The organism is Bacillus sp. JNUCC-22 (genome assembly GCF_018861275.1).
GTDB classification, from domain to species: domain Bacteria; phylum Bacillota; class Bacilli; order Bacillales; family Bacillaceae; genus Bacillus; species Bacillus velezensis.
Genome location: NZ_CP076408.1, coordinates 2,393,260 through 2,407,461, shown reverse-complemented (window position 1 = coordinate 2,407,461; position 14,202 = coordinate 2,393,260). Strand labels below are relative to the sequence as shown.

At 47.8% G+C, this 14,202-nt stretch carries 16 protein-coding genes; 10 read left to right on the top strand and 6 right to left on the bottom strand.

What is annotated here, in order from left to right:
- Nucleotides 1-26: 26 nt before the first annotated feature.
- Both spoIVB and spo0A read left to right on the top strand, forming a co-directional pair.
- Nucleotides 27-1,307 (top strand): SpoIVB peptidase, encoded by a 1,281-nt coding sequence (gene spoIVB, locus JNUCC22_RS11445; RefSeq protein WP_007408360.1) that lies wholly within the window; start codon nt 27-29, stop codon nt 1,305-1,307.
- Nucleotides 1,308-1,587: 280 nt separating this feature from the next.
- The gene (spo0A, locus tag JNUCC22_RS11440; RefSeq protein WP_003153177.1) at nt 1,588-2,388 is read left to right on the top strand and encodes a sporulation transcription factor Spo0A; all 801 of its coding nucleotides are present in this window, start codon (nt 1,588-1,590) and stop codon (nt 2,386-2,388) included.
- 147 nt (nt 2,389-2,535) lie between these two features.
- Here spo0A and alr read toward each other — a convergent pair whose 3' ends face one another.
- The 6 genes from alr to JNUCC22_RS11410 all read right to left on the bottom strand — a co-directional run bounded on the left by alr (nt 2,536) and on the right by JNUCC22_RS11410 (nt 6,843).
- The gene (gene alr, locus JNUCC22_RS11435) at nt 2,536-3,717 is read right to left on the bottom strand and encodes an alanine racemase (RefSeq protein WP_021494302.1); all 1,182 of its coding nucleotides are present in this window, start codon (nt 3,715-3,717) and stop codon (nt 2,536-2,538) included.
- Between the two features lie 176 nt (nt 3,718-3,893).
- Nucleotides 3,894-4,106 (bottom strand): spore germination protein, encoded by a 213-nt coding sequence (locus JNUCC22_RS11430; RefSeq protein WP_007612499.1) that lies wholly within the window; start codon nt 4,104-4,106, stop codon nt 3,894-3,896.
- A gap of 125 nt (nt 4,107-4,231) precedes the next feature.
- Nucleotides 4,232-4,444 (bottom strand): spore germination protein, encoded by a 213-nt coding sequence (locus tag JNUCC22_RS11425; RefSeq protein ID WP_007408362.1) that lies wholly within the window; start codon nt 4,442-4,444, stop codon nt 4,232-4,234.
- A gap of 126 nt (nt 4,445-4,570) precedes the next feature.
- Nucleotides 4,571-5,689: an NADH-dependent flavin oxidoreductase gene (locus JNUCC22_RS11420; RefSeq protein ID WP_032863662.1), complete on the bottom strand. Its 1,119-nt coding sequence runs from the start codon at nt 5,687-5,689 to the stop codon at nt 4,571-4,573.
- A gap of 93 nt (nt 5,690-5,782) precedes the next feature.
- On the bottom strand, nt 5,783-5,920 hold the full coding sequence (locus tag JNUCC22_RS11415; protein WP_014470646.1) for a hypothetical protein: 138 nt from the start codon (nt 5,918-5,920) through the stop codon (nt 5,783-5,785).
- A gap of 290 nt (nt 5,921-6,210) precedes the next feature.
- The gene (locus tag JNUCC22_RS11410; RefSeq protein ID WP_007408365.1) at nt 6,211-6,843 is read right to left on the bottom strand and encodes a helix-turn-helix domain-containing protein; all 633 of its coding nucleotides are present in this window, start codon (nt 6,841-6,843) and stop codon (nt 6,211-6,213) included.
- Nucleotides 6,844-6,989: 146 nt separating this feature from the next.
- Between JNUCC22_RS11410 and ytaF the strand changes: the two genes are divergently transcribed.
- The 8 genes from ytaF to mmgD all read left to right on the top strand — a co-directional run bounded on the left by ytaF (nt 6,990) and on the right by mmgD (nt 14,186).
- Nucleotides 6,990-7,613, top strand: a complete 624-nt coding sequence (ytaF, locus tag JNUCC22_RS11405) for a sporulation membrane protein YtaF (RefSeq protein WP_007408366.1) — start codon at nt 6,990-6,992, stop codon at nt 7,611-7,613.
- Between the two features lie 308 nt (nt 7,614-7,921).
- A complete protein-coding gene (locus tag JNUCC22_RS11400) occupies nt 7,922-8,239 on the top strand; it encodes a hypothetical protein (protein WP_014721488.1) in 318 nt (105 codons plus the stop codon).
- Between the two features lie 18 nt (nt 8,240-8,257).
- Nucleotides 8,258-8,884, top strand: a complete 627-nt coding sequence (locus JNUCC22_RS11395) for an N-acetylmuramoyl-L-alanine amidase family protein (protein WP_020956072.1) — start codon at nt 8,258-8,260, stop codon at nt 8,882-8,884.
- Nucleotides 8,885-8,971: 87 nt separating this feature from the next.
- The gene (locus tag JNUCC22_RS11390; protein ID WP_015240188.1) at nt 8,972-9,709 is read left to right on the top strand and encodes a glycerophosphodiester phosphodiesterase; all 738 of its coding nucleotides are present in this window, start codon (nt 8,972-8,974) and stop codon (nt 9,707-9,709) included.
- Nucleotides 9,710-9,849: 140 nt separating this feature from the next.
- Nucleotides 9,850-11,031 (top strand): acetyl-CoA C-acetyltransferase, encoded by a 1,182-nt coding sequence (locus JNUCC22_RS11385; RefSeq protein ID WP_032866408.1) that lies wholly within the window; start codon nt 9,850-9,852, stop codon nt 11,029-11,031.
- Nucleotides 11,032-11,050: 19 nt separating this feature from the next.
- The gene (locus JNUCC22_RS11380; protein ID WP_032870629.1) at nt 11,051-11,902 is read left to right on the top strand and encodes a 3-hydroxybutyryl-CoA dehydrogenase; all 852 of its coding nucleotides are present in this window, start codon (nt 11,051-11,053) and stop codon (nt 11,900-11,902) included.
- 29 nt (nt 11,903-11,931) lie between these two features.
- Nucleotides 11,932-13,065 (top strand): acyl-CoA dehydrogenase, encoded by a 1,134-nt coding sequence (locus JNUCC22_RS11375; RefSeq protein WP_216061739.1) that lies wholly within the window; start codon nt 11,932-11,934, stop codon nt 13,063-13,065.
- 23 nt (nt 13,066-13,088) lie between these two features.
- The gene (mmgD, locus tag JNUCC22_RS11370; RefSeq protein ID WP_072589373.1) at nt 13,089-14,186 is read left to right on the top strand and encodes a citrate synthase; all 1,098 of its coding nucleotides are present in this window, start codon (nt 13,089-13,091) and stop codon (nt 14,184-14,186) included.
- Nucleotides 14,187-14,202: the final 16 nt, after the last annotated feature.

The window sequence follows — 14,202 nt, the reverse complement described above, 5'->3', positions numbered from 1 at the left end:
TAGGAGCGAGGAGAGTGAAGGAATGAATGCACGATAACATGAGGAAAGCAATAGGTGTAATTCTCCTTGTTTCTTTACTAAGTGTAGGCTTTTTTAAGCCATTTAAAGAATATTTACTGATACCGTCAGAAATGAGCGTCTTTGAAAACCAGACACAGGCCGTTCCGGTCAATGCATCAATAAGCGCTGAAAAGGGCGAATTATCAGAAGCCTTTACGCTGAAAGAAGAGCACGGCCATGCAAACATAACAGGGCAAACACAAGGCCGGTCAGAAGTAGTATATGATCTTGCTGGGTTTCCCATTAAAAAAACGAAAGTGCGTGTCCTTCCAGAATTGAAGGTCATTCCGGGCGGACAGTCCATCGGTGTAAAACTGCATTCAGTCGGTGTTTTGGTCGTCGGCTTTCACCAGGTGATGACAAAGGATGGGAAAAAGTCTCCGGGAGAACAAGCGGGAATTGAATCTGGCGACATCATTATTAAAATGAACGGACATAAAATTGAAAAAATGAGCGACATCGCTCCGTTTATTCAAAAAGCGGGCAAAACCGGTGAATCTTTGGACTTATTGGTGAAACGCGATAAGCAAAAAATCAAAACAAAGCTGATTCCGACAAAGGACGAAGCCGAGGGGAAATATCGAATCGGCCTTTATATCCGCGATTCGGCAGCCGGCATCGGCACCATGACATTTTTTGAACCGAAAACAAAAAAATACGGCGCATTGGGCCACGTCATCTCTGATATGGATACAAAAAAACCGATTGTTGTCGAAGACGGAGAAATCGTCCGTTCAACTGTAACATCGATTGAAAAAGGAAAAGGCGGCAATCCCGGCGAAAAACTGGCAAGGTTTTCGTCAGAACGGAAAACGATCGGCGATATTAACCGTAACAGCCCGTTCGGCATTTTCGGGACACTGCATCAGCCGATTAAAAACAACATTTCCGACAAAGCGCTTCCGATTGCTTTGTCAAATGAAGTAAAAAAAGGACCGGCGCAAATGCTGACGGTTATTGAAAACGATAAAGTAGAGAAATTTGATATTGAAATCGTCAGCACCACGCCGCAAAAATTCCCGGCGACAAAGGGAATGGTGTTGAAAGTGACAGATCCAAAACTGTTGAAAAGAACCGGCGGAATCGTTCAGGGGATGAGCGGAAGCCCGATCATCCAGAACGGAAAGGTCGTCGGAGCCGTAACCCACGTATTTGTCAATGATCCGACAAGCGGCTACGGCGTTCATATCGAATGGATGCTGTCTGAAGCGGGTGTTGATGTTTACGGGAAAGACAAAGCAAGCTGACTGCCGGATGATCCGGCAGTTTTTTTATGTGATGCGTTCTTCACTTCTTTCCTGGATTCATGTAAAATAAGACATGAAGATTTTTCGACAAATTCACGTTTCCTGATTTGTCAAACTTAATTTTTAGTCGAAAAACCTAGAAAATGCTAGAAAAACAAAGATATACCACTATTATTGGTAAATATGGATTTTTTAAAAGGGGAAGTAGTGGTTTTGTCGAATGTAACATGTAGCAGTCAAATGGGTTGCGTCCTGTTAATACATTGGGGGAGGAAGAAACGTGGAGAAAATTAAAGTTTGTGTTGCTGATGATAATCGAGAGCTTGTAAGCCTGTTGAGTGAATATATAGAGGGACAGGATGATATGGAAGTGATCGGCGTTGCTTATAACGGACAGGAATGTCTTTCGTTGTTTAAAGATAAGAATCCCGATGTGCTCGTTTTAGACATTATCATGCCGCATCTGGACGGACTTGCGGTTTTGGAGCGTCTGCGGGAATCAGAGCTCGAGAAGCAGCCGAACGTCATCATGCTGACGGCATTCGGTCAGGAAGACGTTACGAAAAAAGCCGTCGATTTAGGCGCGTCCTATTTCATCCTGAAGCCGTTTGATATGGAAAACCTTGTCGGCCATATCCGCCAGGTAAGCGGAAATGTCAGCAGTGTCACACACCGTGCGCCGTCCGCGCAAAGCAGCATTATCCGCAGCCAGCCGGAGCCGAAGCGGAAAAATCTCGATGCCAGCATTACAAGCATTATCCATGAGATCGGTGTGCCTGCCCATATCAAAGGCTATCTTTATTTGCGTGAAGCCATTTCCATGGTGTATAACGATATTGAACTCCTCGGCAGCATCACAAAAGTCCTTTATCCCGACATCGCCAAAAAATTCAACACGACCGCAAGCCGTGTAGAACGGGCCATCCGCCACGCCATTGAAGTCGCATGGAGCAGGGGAAATATTGATTCCATTTCTTCACTGTTCGGATATACGGTAAGCATGACAAAAGCAAAACCAACCAATTCAGAATTCATCGCGATGGTTGCTGACAAGCTGAGATTGGAGCATAAAGCTTCGTAACAAAGCTTTTGGCTAAATGTCTTTTTCGCGCCTTCTATTCCGTGCATGAACGCGGAAGAGAAGGCGTTTTGAAATTTTGCTGACGAAAACAATGGGAATCACTCACGCCGGTACTTGTTCTATACATAAATGCGGGGTTTATGCCGTCTACACGTATAATACCGGGGCTGATATTTTAATGATTTTGCCGTCTCTGAAATAAAAGCGGGGGACGCGGCGGCTTAACACAGATAGGACTTCGTAGCTGATCGTACCGAGCATTTCGGCAATTTCATCAACGGAAATCTCGGCTCCTTGTTGTTTACCGTAGATGACGACTTCTTCTCCTTGTTTGCCCTCATTCTCACCTAAACTGACCATGATCATATCCATTGTCACTCTCCCCGCCACCGGCACCCGTCTGCCGCGGTGAAGAATAAACCCGCGGTTGGACAGGGCGCGGGAGTAACCGTCAGCATAGCCGATCGGAATCGTCGCGATGATTTCACCCGGTTCGGCGATATATGTGGCGCCATAACTGACGGTCCGGGGATCTGTCACCATAGCTTTCACATAAGCGATACGCGCCTTTAAACTTAGTGCGGGTGTGAGATCCACGAGGTTCAGTTCCTTTATCGAGGCGGACGGATATAAACCATATAACCCAATGCCTAAACGGATCATGTCGGCGCTGAATTCCGGGAAGGCGATAGCGGCGGCTGTATTGCACATATGCACGGTAGGCAGCGTAATGTCCTGATTTTTTAAAAAGCGGAGAAAGCTGATAAACTTTTCATGCTGCAGCATCGTCAGCTCAGTGTCCGGTTCATCCGCTGTTGAAAAATGTGTAAAGATGCCATCCCATGATAGGTATGTACTCGACTTGAGCGCTTTCACCACTGCTAAAAGTTCTTCTTCCGTACGCACACCCAGCCTGCCCATTCCGGTATCCACATTGATATGAATGGACAGCCGTTTCGAATCTGCTTCTTTTTCCAATATCCGATTCGCTTTTTTGATCCAGCTGACCTGAAACGCTGATAATGTTATGTTCCAAACGGCAGATTTTTTCACACAGCTGAGAGCTGTGAAGCCGAGCACAAGAATAGGTGCCGTAATTCCCGCTCTCCGTAACACAATTCCCTCTTCGACGCTTGCGACAGCGAGCTCGCTCGCCCCGCTTTCCAGTGCCTGCCGCGCTACTTCCACAGAGCCGTGGCCATAAGCGTTCGCTTTTACGACGGCCATAATTTTAGACGTATTCGGAATATGGCGGCGGATCGCCCGTACGTTCTTTTTTATCGCATCAAGGTCAACTTCAATCCAAACTTCCCGGCAAAGTTTTTTCATCACGATTCCTTCTTTCCTTAATGAGTTTCAGTACTCATGCTTTCAATCTGCATTCTATTCACCTTGAACTGAAATCATTCAAAACAAGGGAAGGTGATCGCTGATGTTTAAAGATCAAGGTTTCAGGAAATCAGTGCGCCTGCTTTATTTATGCTGAAAGGGCTGCATGGCAGCCCTTAAATTGACTTTACAATATTCTGATCTGAAAATTGATGTTCAAACATTTTGGCGTGGCTCACAGCATTGTTTTGAATGACAATGCCGATATTTCCCCCTCCGGCACCGAAAACGGTTTTTGATGCAGTCAGCGGACTGATGGATATGGCGCCGCCAACATTGACAACTCCGTTTCCTGATACGTTGTTTATCGTAATCGGGCAACCGCTCATTCTATTTTTTCTCCTTTCTCTCACAGTCTACTAACTATATGTACGCTGTAATATGGAATAAGATTAAACAAAACGGCAAAAAGAATCCGGCTGCTGCCAGCCGGAAAGGGAGGGAAATACGGATGTCATAATGTTTTCGTTACATTTTGATCAGAGTATTGAGAGCTTGAAGATTGAGATGTACTGGATTGATTCATTTGCAGGACCATCCCTGTATTTCCCCCACCTGAGCCGTAGACGGTTTTTGATACGGTTAAAGGACTTATCGAAAACGCACCGCCGACATTGACAACCCCGTTTCCGGAAAGACTGTTAATCGTAATAGGAAAACCAGCCATCATATACGGTCTCCTTTCTATTAATCTATTTACTATATGTACGCTGTGTGTTAGAAATAGGAGTAAACAAAGCGGTAAAAACTTGTGAATCAAAAAAACTGCCGGACATCCGGCAGTTTTTTTAGTCTACTTTTCAAACGGCACCCAGCCGCCTGTATTCTGAATCATTTCCCATAACGGTTCAGGAAGTCGGTATTTCTCAATTTCAGATGCTTGAATGGCTTTTTCGATTTCCTGTTCGCGGCCTTCTTTGACCAGCACCGCCCATTCGGGGTTAATCAAAATGACACGTCCCAGAGCCACCAGCGGAATTCCGCTTTCTAATACAGCAAGCGCTTCGTCCGCGGTATAGATGGAACCGACGGCCATCAGCGGCACTTTATGGCCGACGCGTTCGTTTAATAAATCCATCCGCGTCCGTGAAGTATCCGCTCCGCGGCGGGCTTTGGAATTGACATCCATCAGTGAAATATGCAGATAATCCAAGTTCTCTTCCGCAAGCGCGTCAGCGAGCATGAATGTTTCTTTCATTGTAAGCCCCGGTGTTTCCGGCTCTTCCGGTGACAGGCGGTAGCCGAGAACGAATGGATTTTCAGCGTGTGTATCAATTGCCTGTTTGACAGCGTCAACGACTGCAAGCGGGAACGCAAGGCGCTTTTCATCGCTTCCGCCCCAGCGGTCTGTGCGCCGGTTTGTTTTCGGTGAATAAAATTGGTGAATCAGGTACCCGTTTGCCCCGTGAATTTCAACACCGTCAAAGCCGGCTTCAATCGCTCTGCGTGTCGCTTCGCCGAATGCTTTCACGATGTGCTCAATTTCTTGTTCGGTGAGAGCCCGGGACGTTTGTCTCCCGTCTTCTTCTGAGCCGCTCGGGCTGACGACGTCGTTGTTTGGCACGAGTTCAGGAGGGCATTCCAATCCTCCGTGGTGAATCTGCACAACGGCTTTCGCTCCTTGAGACTGGATCGCCTGAGCGAGTTTTTTCAAGCCGGGAATGTGAGAATCATCATAGATGCCGGGCTGGCCTGGAAACGCTTTGCCGTCCGGCGTTACGTTTGCACATGCCGTAATGACCATGCCCATTTCTTTTGAACGGGGAGTAATGTAGCTTAATTCACGATCGGAAATCGTTCCGTCATCATTTGATGAATAGTGTGTCATCGGTGCGACTGAAATACGGTTTGGTATGGTGACGCCGCTTTCGAACGTAAAAGGTTCAAACAGCGGTTTATAAGTTTGCTTCATCATTTCGCCTTCTTCCTTAGGAGTTTAACTCGTCCGTATTCTAGCTTATGTTTTAATTGTGTGCAATTATTTTGCTTGTTCTTCTTCCTGAGGTTATGACCGGCTGAACCATTTAAACGAATGAAACGGTTTTCTCCGTTCCTTTTCAGGATCTTTATATCCTCCTGAAATTTGATGGCCGATCGAGCTGAATATGACAGCGGCGGCGAAGAGGAGAATGATTTTTTTCATATGCATATCTTCTTTCTTATCTTTTACAAGGTTATTTATAAGCATACGCTTGTGCGAAAAAACCGTCAATTTGTTTATTCTTTTTTCCACTTTCCTGCGGCGAATATCGTTCCGATCTGAATCACAACACTTAACAGAGCGCACACTGCCACAACTGTGTTGCTGTCCATAGAAGACACCCTCCTTTTTGTTAGGTTGATGTATCATATGACAGCTGTCTCTGTTTTGACAAAACCGTAATGCGGTGTTTCATATTTTTCAACACAAAAAGGGCGCTTTTTTAAGCGCCTTTACTTTTTTTTCAGCCGGTTCAAAGCGATTTGAACGGCGATGGCGTCATCCAGGTAGCCGATCGGAAACATGTAATCCGGAATGACGTCGGTCGCTAAAATATAATACAGCAGCGCGCTCCCGAGAATCGCGCGGTCTTCAGCCGGTGTTGATTCATCCATATACTGATGATGCATGTTTTTCAAATGATCAATAAAAGGGCCGACGCTTTCTTCATTGTCCATTTTCTTTTGAAACTCATCGCAAATCAGACGATGGCCCTGCTGGGTTTTGGCATATTGTTCATATCTGGTCAGTTCGCGCTCAATTTGCTCCCGGGAAAAAGGCTGATCAAACATCTCGGCCATATTCAGCATATCCTGAATCGCGTGCATCGGGTCTTGCGGCGCAGCTTCTTTTTCATGGCCGATGTCTATGCCTGACGCCTCAAGCAATTCCTCCAGCGGGGTGCGGAGATGTTTTGAAAATTCCTGAAGATGCTTTAAATTGGCCTTCTGCTTGCCGTTTATAATCCGGGAGATGGTGGCCGTATCAATGTTTGTTAAGGCGCCGAGTTTTCTCATGGAGAGCGAGTGCTTATCAAGCAGTGATTTTAAAAGGGGCCCCAGTGTCGTATTTTTATTTTCTGTCAAGGGTGTCACCTCGTTTCCGCCGGAATGATGATCATTAATCAATAATTTTTGCAGAAAAGGTACCTTTTCTGTGCTGCTGAATAGGATAGTGTAGATTCAACGGCACAACATGTTGAAAAGACATCAAAGAATGGAGAGAAACGAACATGGCTTGGTTATTGATTTTAGGTTTGGCAGTGTCCTCGAGCATTGATAATTTAGGAGTGGGGATGTCATACGGCATCAGAAAAATCAAAATATCGCATGCGTCAAATATGATGATCGCTTTTATCTGTTTTGTATTCAGTTATATCGGAATTTATTTCGGCAAATGGATTTCAGCCGTTTTACCGGGCTTTCTTCCTGTATTGCTGGCGGCGTTTATTTTATCTGTCATCGGTATCCGCATCATTCTGCTGGCTGTGCCGAGAAAAACAGCGCGTGTTGGCGCGTCAGGAAAAAAAGGCCGTTTTGCCGGTCTGCTGCAAAATCCGGAGGCAGCGGATGCCGACGGTTCGGGAGAAATCGGTATATTGGAATCCATGGTTCTCGGGGTGGCCGTATCCGCAAATGCGCTGACCAACGGATTAAGCGCGGGGTTGATCGGGCTTTCTCCCGCTGCCATTTCCATCACTGCGGCGGTCGGAAGCTTTTTGACCATATGGATCGGCTGCTCGCTTGGAAAAAAAGCCGCGTCATTGCGCATCGGTTCTTTTCACGTCGGACAGTTCAGCACGGTGCTGAGCGGAGTGATTATTCTCATCATTGCCGCCAATACGCTGCTCTTTTAAGTTGTCCCGTTCATTTTATGAAAAGCTCAAAATAAATATGAATGTTTCTATTCGGGAGAGCGCATGACGCGGCTCTCTTTTTTTGCCGATCTGATATTTTTTCAAAATGAACAGAAAGTCGTCCGTTTCCGTTAAATTCTGCATATTCGGCCTTCAGACAGAACTTTTTTCATAGACTGATCAGCTTGTTTTCTTTCTAAGTTCAGGTAAACAGCAGGTCAGATAGCCTTCATTCCAAATATGGAAAAGCGCTGGAGGAATGGAGGCTCCCTTTACAAATCGGTCATTCTGTTCAAAGATAAAGCCGAATGAGAAAACGTGAGGTGATCTGTGTGAAGTCTGTCATACTTCTGATCTTCACCGCATGGCTGTTATCAGGCTGCGAGTATACCGCGGAGGCTGATGCGGCGCCGTCATTTACACAGGAAGGAACATTTATAAAAGCGGCCGGAAACGATACGATCGCGGTCGAAATTGACGGAGAAAGGCAAGAGGTGAAGGTGCCTTTCGCTAAGCGGTTTGAATGTCAGTCTCTGCCTGAACATACGGCGGTGCAAATCACCTATAAAAAAGAGAGCAACGGACAATTACGGCTTGAGGAACTGAAAAAAGAAACAGATATGTGAAAACGGGGAGGAAAAAACGTGGGTTTACTGACAAAAAGCGCTGCTGCCTTCGGTGCCGCTCTTCTTCTGCTTGCGCCGTCTGCTTATGCAGCTGAACCTTTGCAAGGGAAAACCATTTATATCGATGCCGGACATGGCGGAGAAGACAGCGGGGCCGGCGGAAATGGACTGCTTGAGAAAAACATCAATTTAGCGGTGTCAAACAAGGTGATCGCCAAATTGGAGACAGAAGGCGCAAAACCTGTTGCTTCAAGGACTGACGATACTTTTTTACGTTTGGACGAGCGGGTGGCGAAAGCAAGCGCCAGCCAATCCGATTTATTCGTCAGCCTCCATACGAATTCAGCCGTCTCAACGGCATCGGGCACGGAAACGTATTTTAATTCGACATATGAAGGAGCAGACAGCGAAAGGCTTGCTTCCGACATCCAGCAGCAGCTTGTCACGTCTTTAGGGATGAAGGACAGAGGCGTAAAAGAAGCTCCTTTTTATGTTATTACATATTCAAAGATGCCGAGTGTGCTGGCTGAATTAGGTTTTATCACAAATCCTCAAGATGCGGACAAGCTGAAAAGCGATAACGGACAAGAGCACGCCGCGGACGCCGTTGTAAAGGGAATCGAAACCTATTACAGCGGACGGTAATTATAAAATATGTGTAAATAGCGCCCTCCTTATGTGCATAACGATTATAATAGAGAAAACCGATGACAAACACCTGAGGTGACACATATGACGAATATTTTTGCCCACCGGGGGGCGTCGGGCGACTGCCCTGAAAATACGATGCCCGCATTCAAAAAAGCGATTGAGGACGGGGCTGACGGAATTGAACTTGATGTACAGATGACAAAAGACGGCCGGATCGTGGTCATTCACGATGAAACCCTCGACCGCACGACGTCTTTGAAAGGATTTGTGAAAGATACGGCGTATGACAAAATCAGAACCGCCGATGCCGCCGGAAAATGGAAAGATGCTTTTAAAGGTGTCAGAATTCCGCTTTTGTCAGATGTGCTGCGTTTTGCGGAACGTGCTGATTTTCTGATAAACATTGAGCTGAAAAACAGTGTGTTCCGTTACGAAGGAATGGAAGAAGAAGTGATTAAAAAAGTCAGATATTACGGACTGGAAAAGCGCGTTATTTTTTCTTCATTTAATCATGAGAGTCTTGCGGTTTGCCACGCCTTGGCGCCTGAAATTGAACGGGCGGTGCTGACAATGGATGTGCTGTACCGGCCTGAACGGTATCTTGCCGCCATTCCCGCTTCGGGTTATCATCCGAAGCTCGGTACGCCGGCGGTGAGCGCTGAAGTGATCAAACATCTTGCAAAACACCAAGCGGCGCTCCGTCCGTTCACCGTCAATCGTCCTGAGGATATGAAGCAGCTGATGAAAGCGGGAGCAGACGCAATTTTTACCGATTATCCAAAGCTGGCTGTTTCTATAAAAGAAGAATGCCGCAGCTGAGAAGACTGTTCAGACAGTCTTCTTTTTTTATGGGCGGGAAAAAGGCGGTGCACTCATAACTCGGTCAGCCGGTTCATATATTGTAACAGGGCGTTTTGTGTAAGCGTTATCTTTTATCTTATTGAAAGTGAGGCAAAATTGTGGGAAAAACGGTTATCGTCAGTGCGGCAAGAACGCCGTTCGGAAAATTTGGCGGCGCATTAAAAGAGGTAAAGGCAGCCGAGCTTGGCGGCATTGCCATAAAAGAAGCAATCAAGCGCGCCGCTATCAGTGAAAGCGAAGCGGAAGGAGCGGTGATGGGAATGGTCGTCCAGGCGGGTGCCGGGCAGATTCCGGCACGGCAGGCTGCAAGATATGCCGGGCTTCCGTGGTCCGTTCCGGCTGAAACCATTAATAAGGTCTGTGCATCAGGGCTCAGGGCCGTTACCATCTGTGATCAAATGATCCGGGCGAAAGATGCGGACGTGCTGATTGCAGGCGGAATGGAAAGCATGAGCAACATTCCGTACGCCATTCCGGCCGGCCGCTGGGGTGTGAGGATGGGGGACGGGGTGTTTCAGGATTTAATGGTTCATGACGGGCTGACCTGTGCGTTCGACCAGGTGCATATGGCTGTCCACGGAAGCACTGCGGCCAAAAAGTACGGCATTTCCCGGGATGAACAGGATCATTACGCTCTTTTGAGCCAGAAACGCGCGGCTGAGGCGGCCGAGGCGGGCAAATTGCGTGAAGAAATTGTCCCCGTCACCTGGACCGGCAAAAAGGGCAAACAGCATACCGTTGAAGCGGATGAGGGGCTGCGCCCTGATACGAGCCTTGAGCAGCTTGCAGCGCTCAAGCCAATTTTTACAGCCGACGGAACGGTTACAGCCGGAAACGCTCCCGGTGTAAATGACGGGGCCGGAGCATTTGTGCTGATGTCAGAGGAAAAAGCCGCGAAGCAGCATGTCAGGCCGCTCGCAGCGATACTTGGCTTTGCGTCAGTCGGACTGGAAGCGTGCGAGCTGGCAAGCGCGCCGGGAGAGGCCATCAGCCGGCTCTTGACAAAAACCGGACTGTCCGTTGACGATATTGATTTGTTTGAAGTAAATGAAGCATTTGCGTCCGTCGTGCTCGTGAGTGAAAAAATAGCCGGGTTCAGCCGGGAAAAAGTGAATGTAAACGGAGGGGCAATCGCGTTCGGCCACCCGATCGGCGCAAGCGGAGCGAGAATCATCATGAGTTTAATATACGAATTAAAGCGTCGCGGAGGAGGTTTAGGCATAGCGGCTATATGCAGCGGAGCGGCTCAAGGAGATGCCGTCCTGCTTGAGGTGTACTGATCAAAGGAGGGAGCGCCGGATGAAAATGAAAACAATCATGGTCGCAGGTGCCGGTCAGATGGGAGCAGGCATCGCGCAGACGGCTGCAGAAGCCGGGTTTGCCGTCATGTTATACGATTGGGAGCCGGAAACGGTAACAAAAGGTCTTCACCGCATAAAGACAAACCTGGAGAAAGAGCAGGCAAAAGGACGGAAGTCACGGCAGGAGACAGATGCCGTTTTCAGCCGTATTTCCCCGGCAGAACTCACAGAAGCGGGAGATGCTGATTTTGTAATTGAAGCCATTGCAGAAAACAAAAAAGCAAAAGCGGAATTGTTTGACACACTAGATAAAATCTGTCCCCCTCATGCCGTATTGGCAAGCAATACGTCTTCTCTTCCCATTACGGAGCTTGCCGCGGCCACAAAAAGGCCTGAAAAAGTAATCGGCATGCATTTTATGAATCCGGTTCCTGTCATGGAGCTTGTCGAAGTCATCAGAGGACTCGCCACATCGGAAGAAACGGCGGAAACAGTAAAGAAGCTTGCCGTCCGGATGAATAAAACCCCTGTCGAAGTCAATGACTTCCCGGGCTTTATATCTAATCGCATATTAATGCCGATGATTAACGAAGCCGTTTATTGCCTTTACGAAGGAGCAGCTTCAAAGGAAGCGATTGATGAGGTGATGAAGCTCGGCATGCGGCATCCGATGGGTCCTTTAACATTAGCTGACTTCATCGGGCTGGATACGTGCCTTTCCATTATGGAGGTTCTCTATGCGGGGCTCGGAGATTCGAAATACCGCCCATGCCCTCTGCTCAGAAAATATGTCAGCGCCGGCTGGCTTGGCAAAAAAAGCGGGCGCGGTTTTTATGAGTACGGCAGATGACGTAAAGATCATGAGGGGAGACGGCAGCCATGCATTTTACAGAAGAGCACATCATGATGAGAAAAATGGTGCGTGATTTTGCCCGCAAGGAAATCGCGCCGATGGTTGAGTTCATGGAATCAACAGATGAATTTCCGGAGCGGCTGATTAAAAAAATGGGCGAAGCGGGATTGATGGGCATTCCCGTCCCGGAAGCTTACGGCGGGGCGGGTGCTGATACAACATCTTACATTTTAGCGATTCATGAAATATCAAAAGTCAGCGCGGCCGTCGGCGTCATTTTATCCGTCCACACATCGGTAGGGACAATCCCGATTTTGCATTTCGGGACAGAAGCCCAAAAACAAACGTATATTCCGAAGCTGGCAGCGGGCGAATATATTGGGGCATTTGCGCTTACTGAGCCTCAATCCGGATCTGATGCGGGCAGCCTGAAAACAACGGCCGTGCGAAAAGGCGGTTCATATATTCTGAACGGTTCAAAAATCTTTATTACTAACGGCGGAGCGGCAGATCTGTATCTGACATTCGCCATAACCGATCCAGGTAAGGGGAGAAAGGGAATTTCCGCGTTTATCATTGAGAAAAACACACCCGGTTTTTCTGTCGGAAAAAAAGAAAAAAAGCTCGGACTGTTAGGTTCCAATACTGTCGAATTGCAGTTTGACCAAGCGGAAATTCCGATTGAAAACCGGCTCGGCGAAGAGGGCGAGGGCTTTTCAATCGCCATGAAAAACCTTGACGTCGGACGGATCGGCATAGCGGCTCAGGCGCTCGGGATTATCGAAGCGGCGCTCGGCTGCTCGGTGGAGTACGCCAAAACCCGCAGCCAGTTCGGCAGACCCATCGCTTCGAATCAGGCCGTTTCATTTAAATTATCTGACATGGCGACGAATGCGGAAGCTGCCAAATTATTGGTCTATCATGCCGCTGATCTGTATCAGCGAGGGCTTCCGTGCGGAAAAGAAGCATCTATGGCGAAGCAATTCGCGTCCGATGCGGCGATGAAAGCGGCGGTGGAGGCTGTGCAGATTCACGGCGGCTACGGCTATATGAAAGAGTATCCCGCGGAGCGTTTATTTCGGGATGCGAAAGTCACGCAAATCTATGAAGGAACCAATGAGATTCAAAGGCTGATTATTTCTAAGTATCTTCTTCAATAAAAAGTGCGCAAAGGAGCGAAACCATGGAATCTTATTCTCCCGGTTTAGATGGCGTCATTGCGGTGGAAACGGGGATTTCTTTCCTGGATACACAGCAGGGCAGTATTTTAATCAAAGGCCACGATCTGATTGAGCTTTCTAAAACGGCCGGCTATATGGACATTGTTCATCTCTTATTGGAAGACAGACTTCCTGATGCGAAAGAGAAGGCGGCGCTTGAAGAAGACGTTCGGCGCGGCGGACACCTTCCCGAGGAAATCTTGCACATATGCCGTCTGCTGCCTGAACATACTCACCCGATGGACGGACTGAGGACGGGTTTGTCCGCGCTTGGAGGCTTTGACAAGGACATCGATGACCGTTCATCTTCCGTAAATCAGCACCGCGTACGCGGACTGATAGGCAAAATGCCGAATCTGACGGTCAACAGCTATCGAGTCATCAACGGGCTGGAGCCTTTGGCGCCGGTCGGAACCTTATCATACAGCGCAAACTTTTTATATATGATTACCGGAAAAACACCGTCATCTTTGGAAGAAGAAATCTTCGACCGGTCGCTTCTTTTATACAGTGAGCATGAATTGCCGAACTCAACGTTTACGGCCCGTGTCATCGCTTCGACGCAATCGGATATTTACGGCGCGCTGACCGGAGCCGTCGCCTCGCTTAAGGGAAATCTTCACGGCGGAGCGAACGAAGCGGTTATGTACATGCTTGAGGAAGCGAAGGATACAGACGGGTTTATACAATTATTAACTCAAAAACTCGCAAACAAAGAAAAAATCATGGGCTTCGGCCACCGTGTCTACATGAAAAAAATGGACCCGAGGGCGCTCATGATGAAAGAAGCGTTAAAAAATCTGTCTGATCTTTCAGGTGATTTCCGTCTTTATCATATGTGTGAAGCCGGCGAAACCGTTATGAGGGAGAAAAAAGGCCTTTATCCGAACTTAGATTACTACGCAGCGCCGGTCTATTACATGCTCGGCATCCCGATACCGCTGTATACGCCTATATTCTTCAGCGCACGGACGGTCGGATTGTGCGCCCACGTCATTGAACAGCACAGCCGAAACCGGCTTTTCCGCCCGCGTGTCCGTTATACCGGAGCGCGCCTGTAAACAGATGAGAAAGGAA

Excerpts from the sequence above, each read along its gene's own strand:
- spoIVB (WP_007408360.1), top strand. The coding sequence starts at position 27 with ATGCACGATAACATGAGGAAAGCAATAGGTGTAATTCTCCTTGTTTCT.
- alr (WP_021494302.1), bottom strand. The coding sequence starts at position 3,717 with ATGAAAAAACTTTGCCGGGAAGTTTGGATTGAAGTTGACCTTGATGCG.
- JNUCC22_RS11430 (WP_007612499.1), bottom strand. The coding sequence starts at position 4,106 with ATGAGCGGTTGCCCGATTACGATAAACAACGTATCAGGAAACGGAGTT.
- JNUCC22_RS11425 (WP_007408362.1), bottom strand. The coding sequence starts at position 4,444 with ATGGCTGGTTTTCCTATTACGATTAACAGTCTTTCCGGAAACGGGGTT.
- JNUCC22_RS11420 (WP_032863662.1), bottom strand. The coding sequence starts at position 5,689 with ATGAAGCAAACTTATAAACCGCTGTTTGAACCTTTTACGTTCGAAAGC.
- JNUCC22_RS11415 (WP_014470646.1), bottom strand. The coding sequence starts at position 5,920 with ATGAAAAAAATCATTCTCCTCTTCGCCGCCGCTGTCATATTCAGCTCG.
- ytaF (WP_007408366.1), top strand. The coding sequence starts at position 6,990 with ATGGCTTGGTTATTGATTTTAGGTTTGGCAGTGTCCTCGAGCATTGAT.
- JNUCC22_RS11400 (WP_014721488.1), top strand. The coding sequence starts at position 7,922 with ATGAGAAAACGTGAGGTGATCTGTGTGAAGTCTGTCATACTTCTGATC.
- JNUCC22_RS11390 (WP_015240188.1), top strand. The coding sequence starts at position 8,972 with ATGACGAATATTTTTGCCCACCGGGGGGCGTCGGGCGACTGCCCTGAA.
- JNUCC22_RS11380 (WP_032870629.1), top strand. The coding sequence starts at position 11,051 with ATGAAAATGAAAACAATCATGGTCGCAGGTGCCGGTCAGATGGGAGCA.
- JNUCC22_RS11375 (WP_216061739.1), top strand. The coding sequence starts at position 11,932 with ATGCATTTTACAGAAGAGCACATCATGATGAGAAAAATGGTGCGTGAT.
- mmgD (WP_072589373.1), top strand. The coding sequence starts at position 13,089 with ATGGAATCTTATTCTCCCGGTTTAGATGGCGTCATTGCGGTGGAAACG.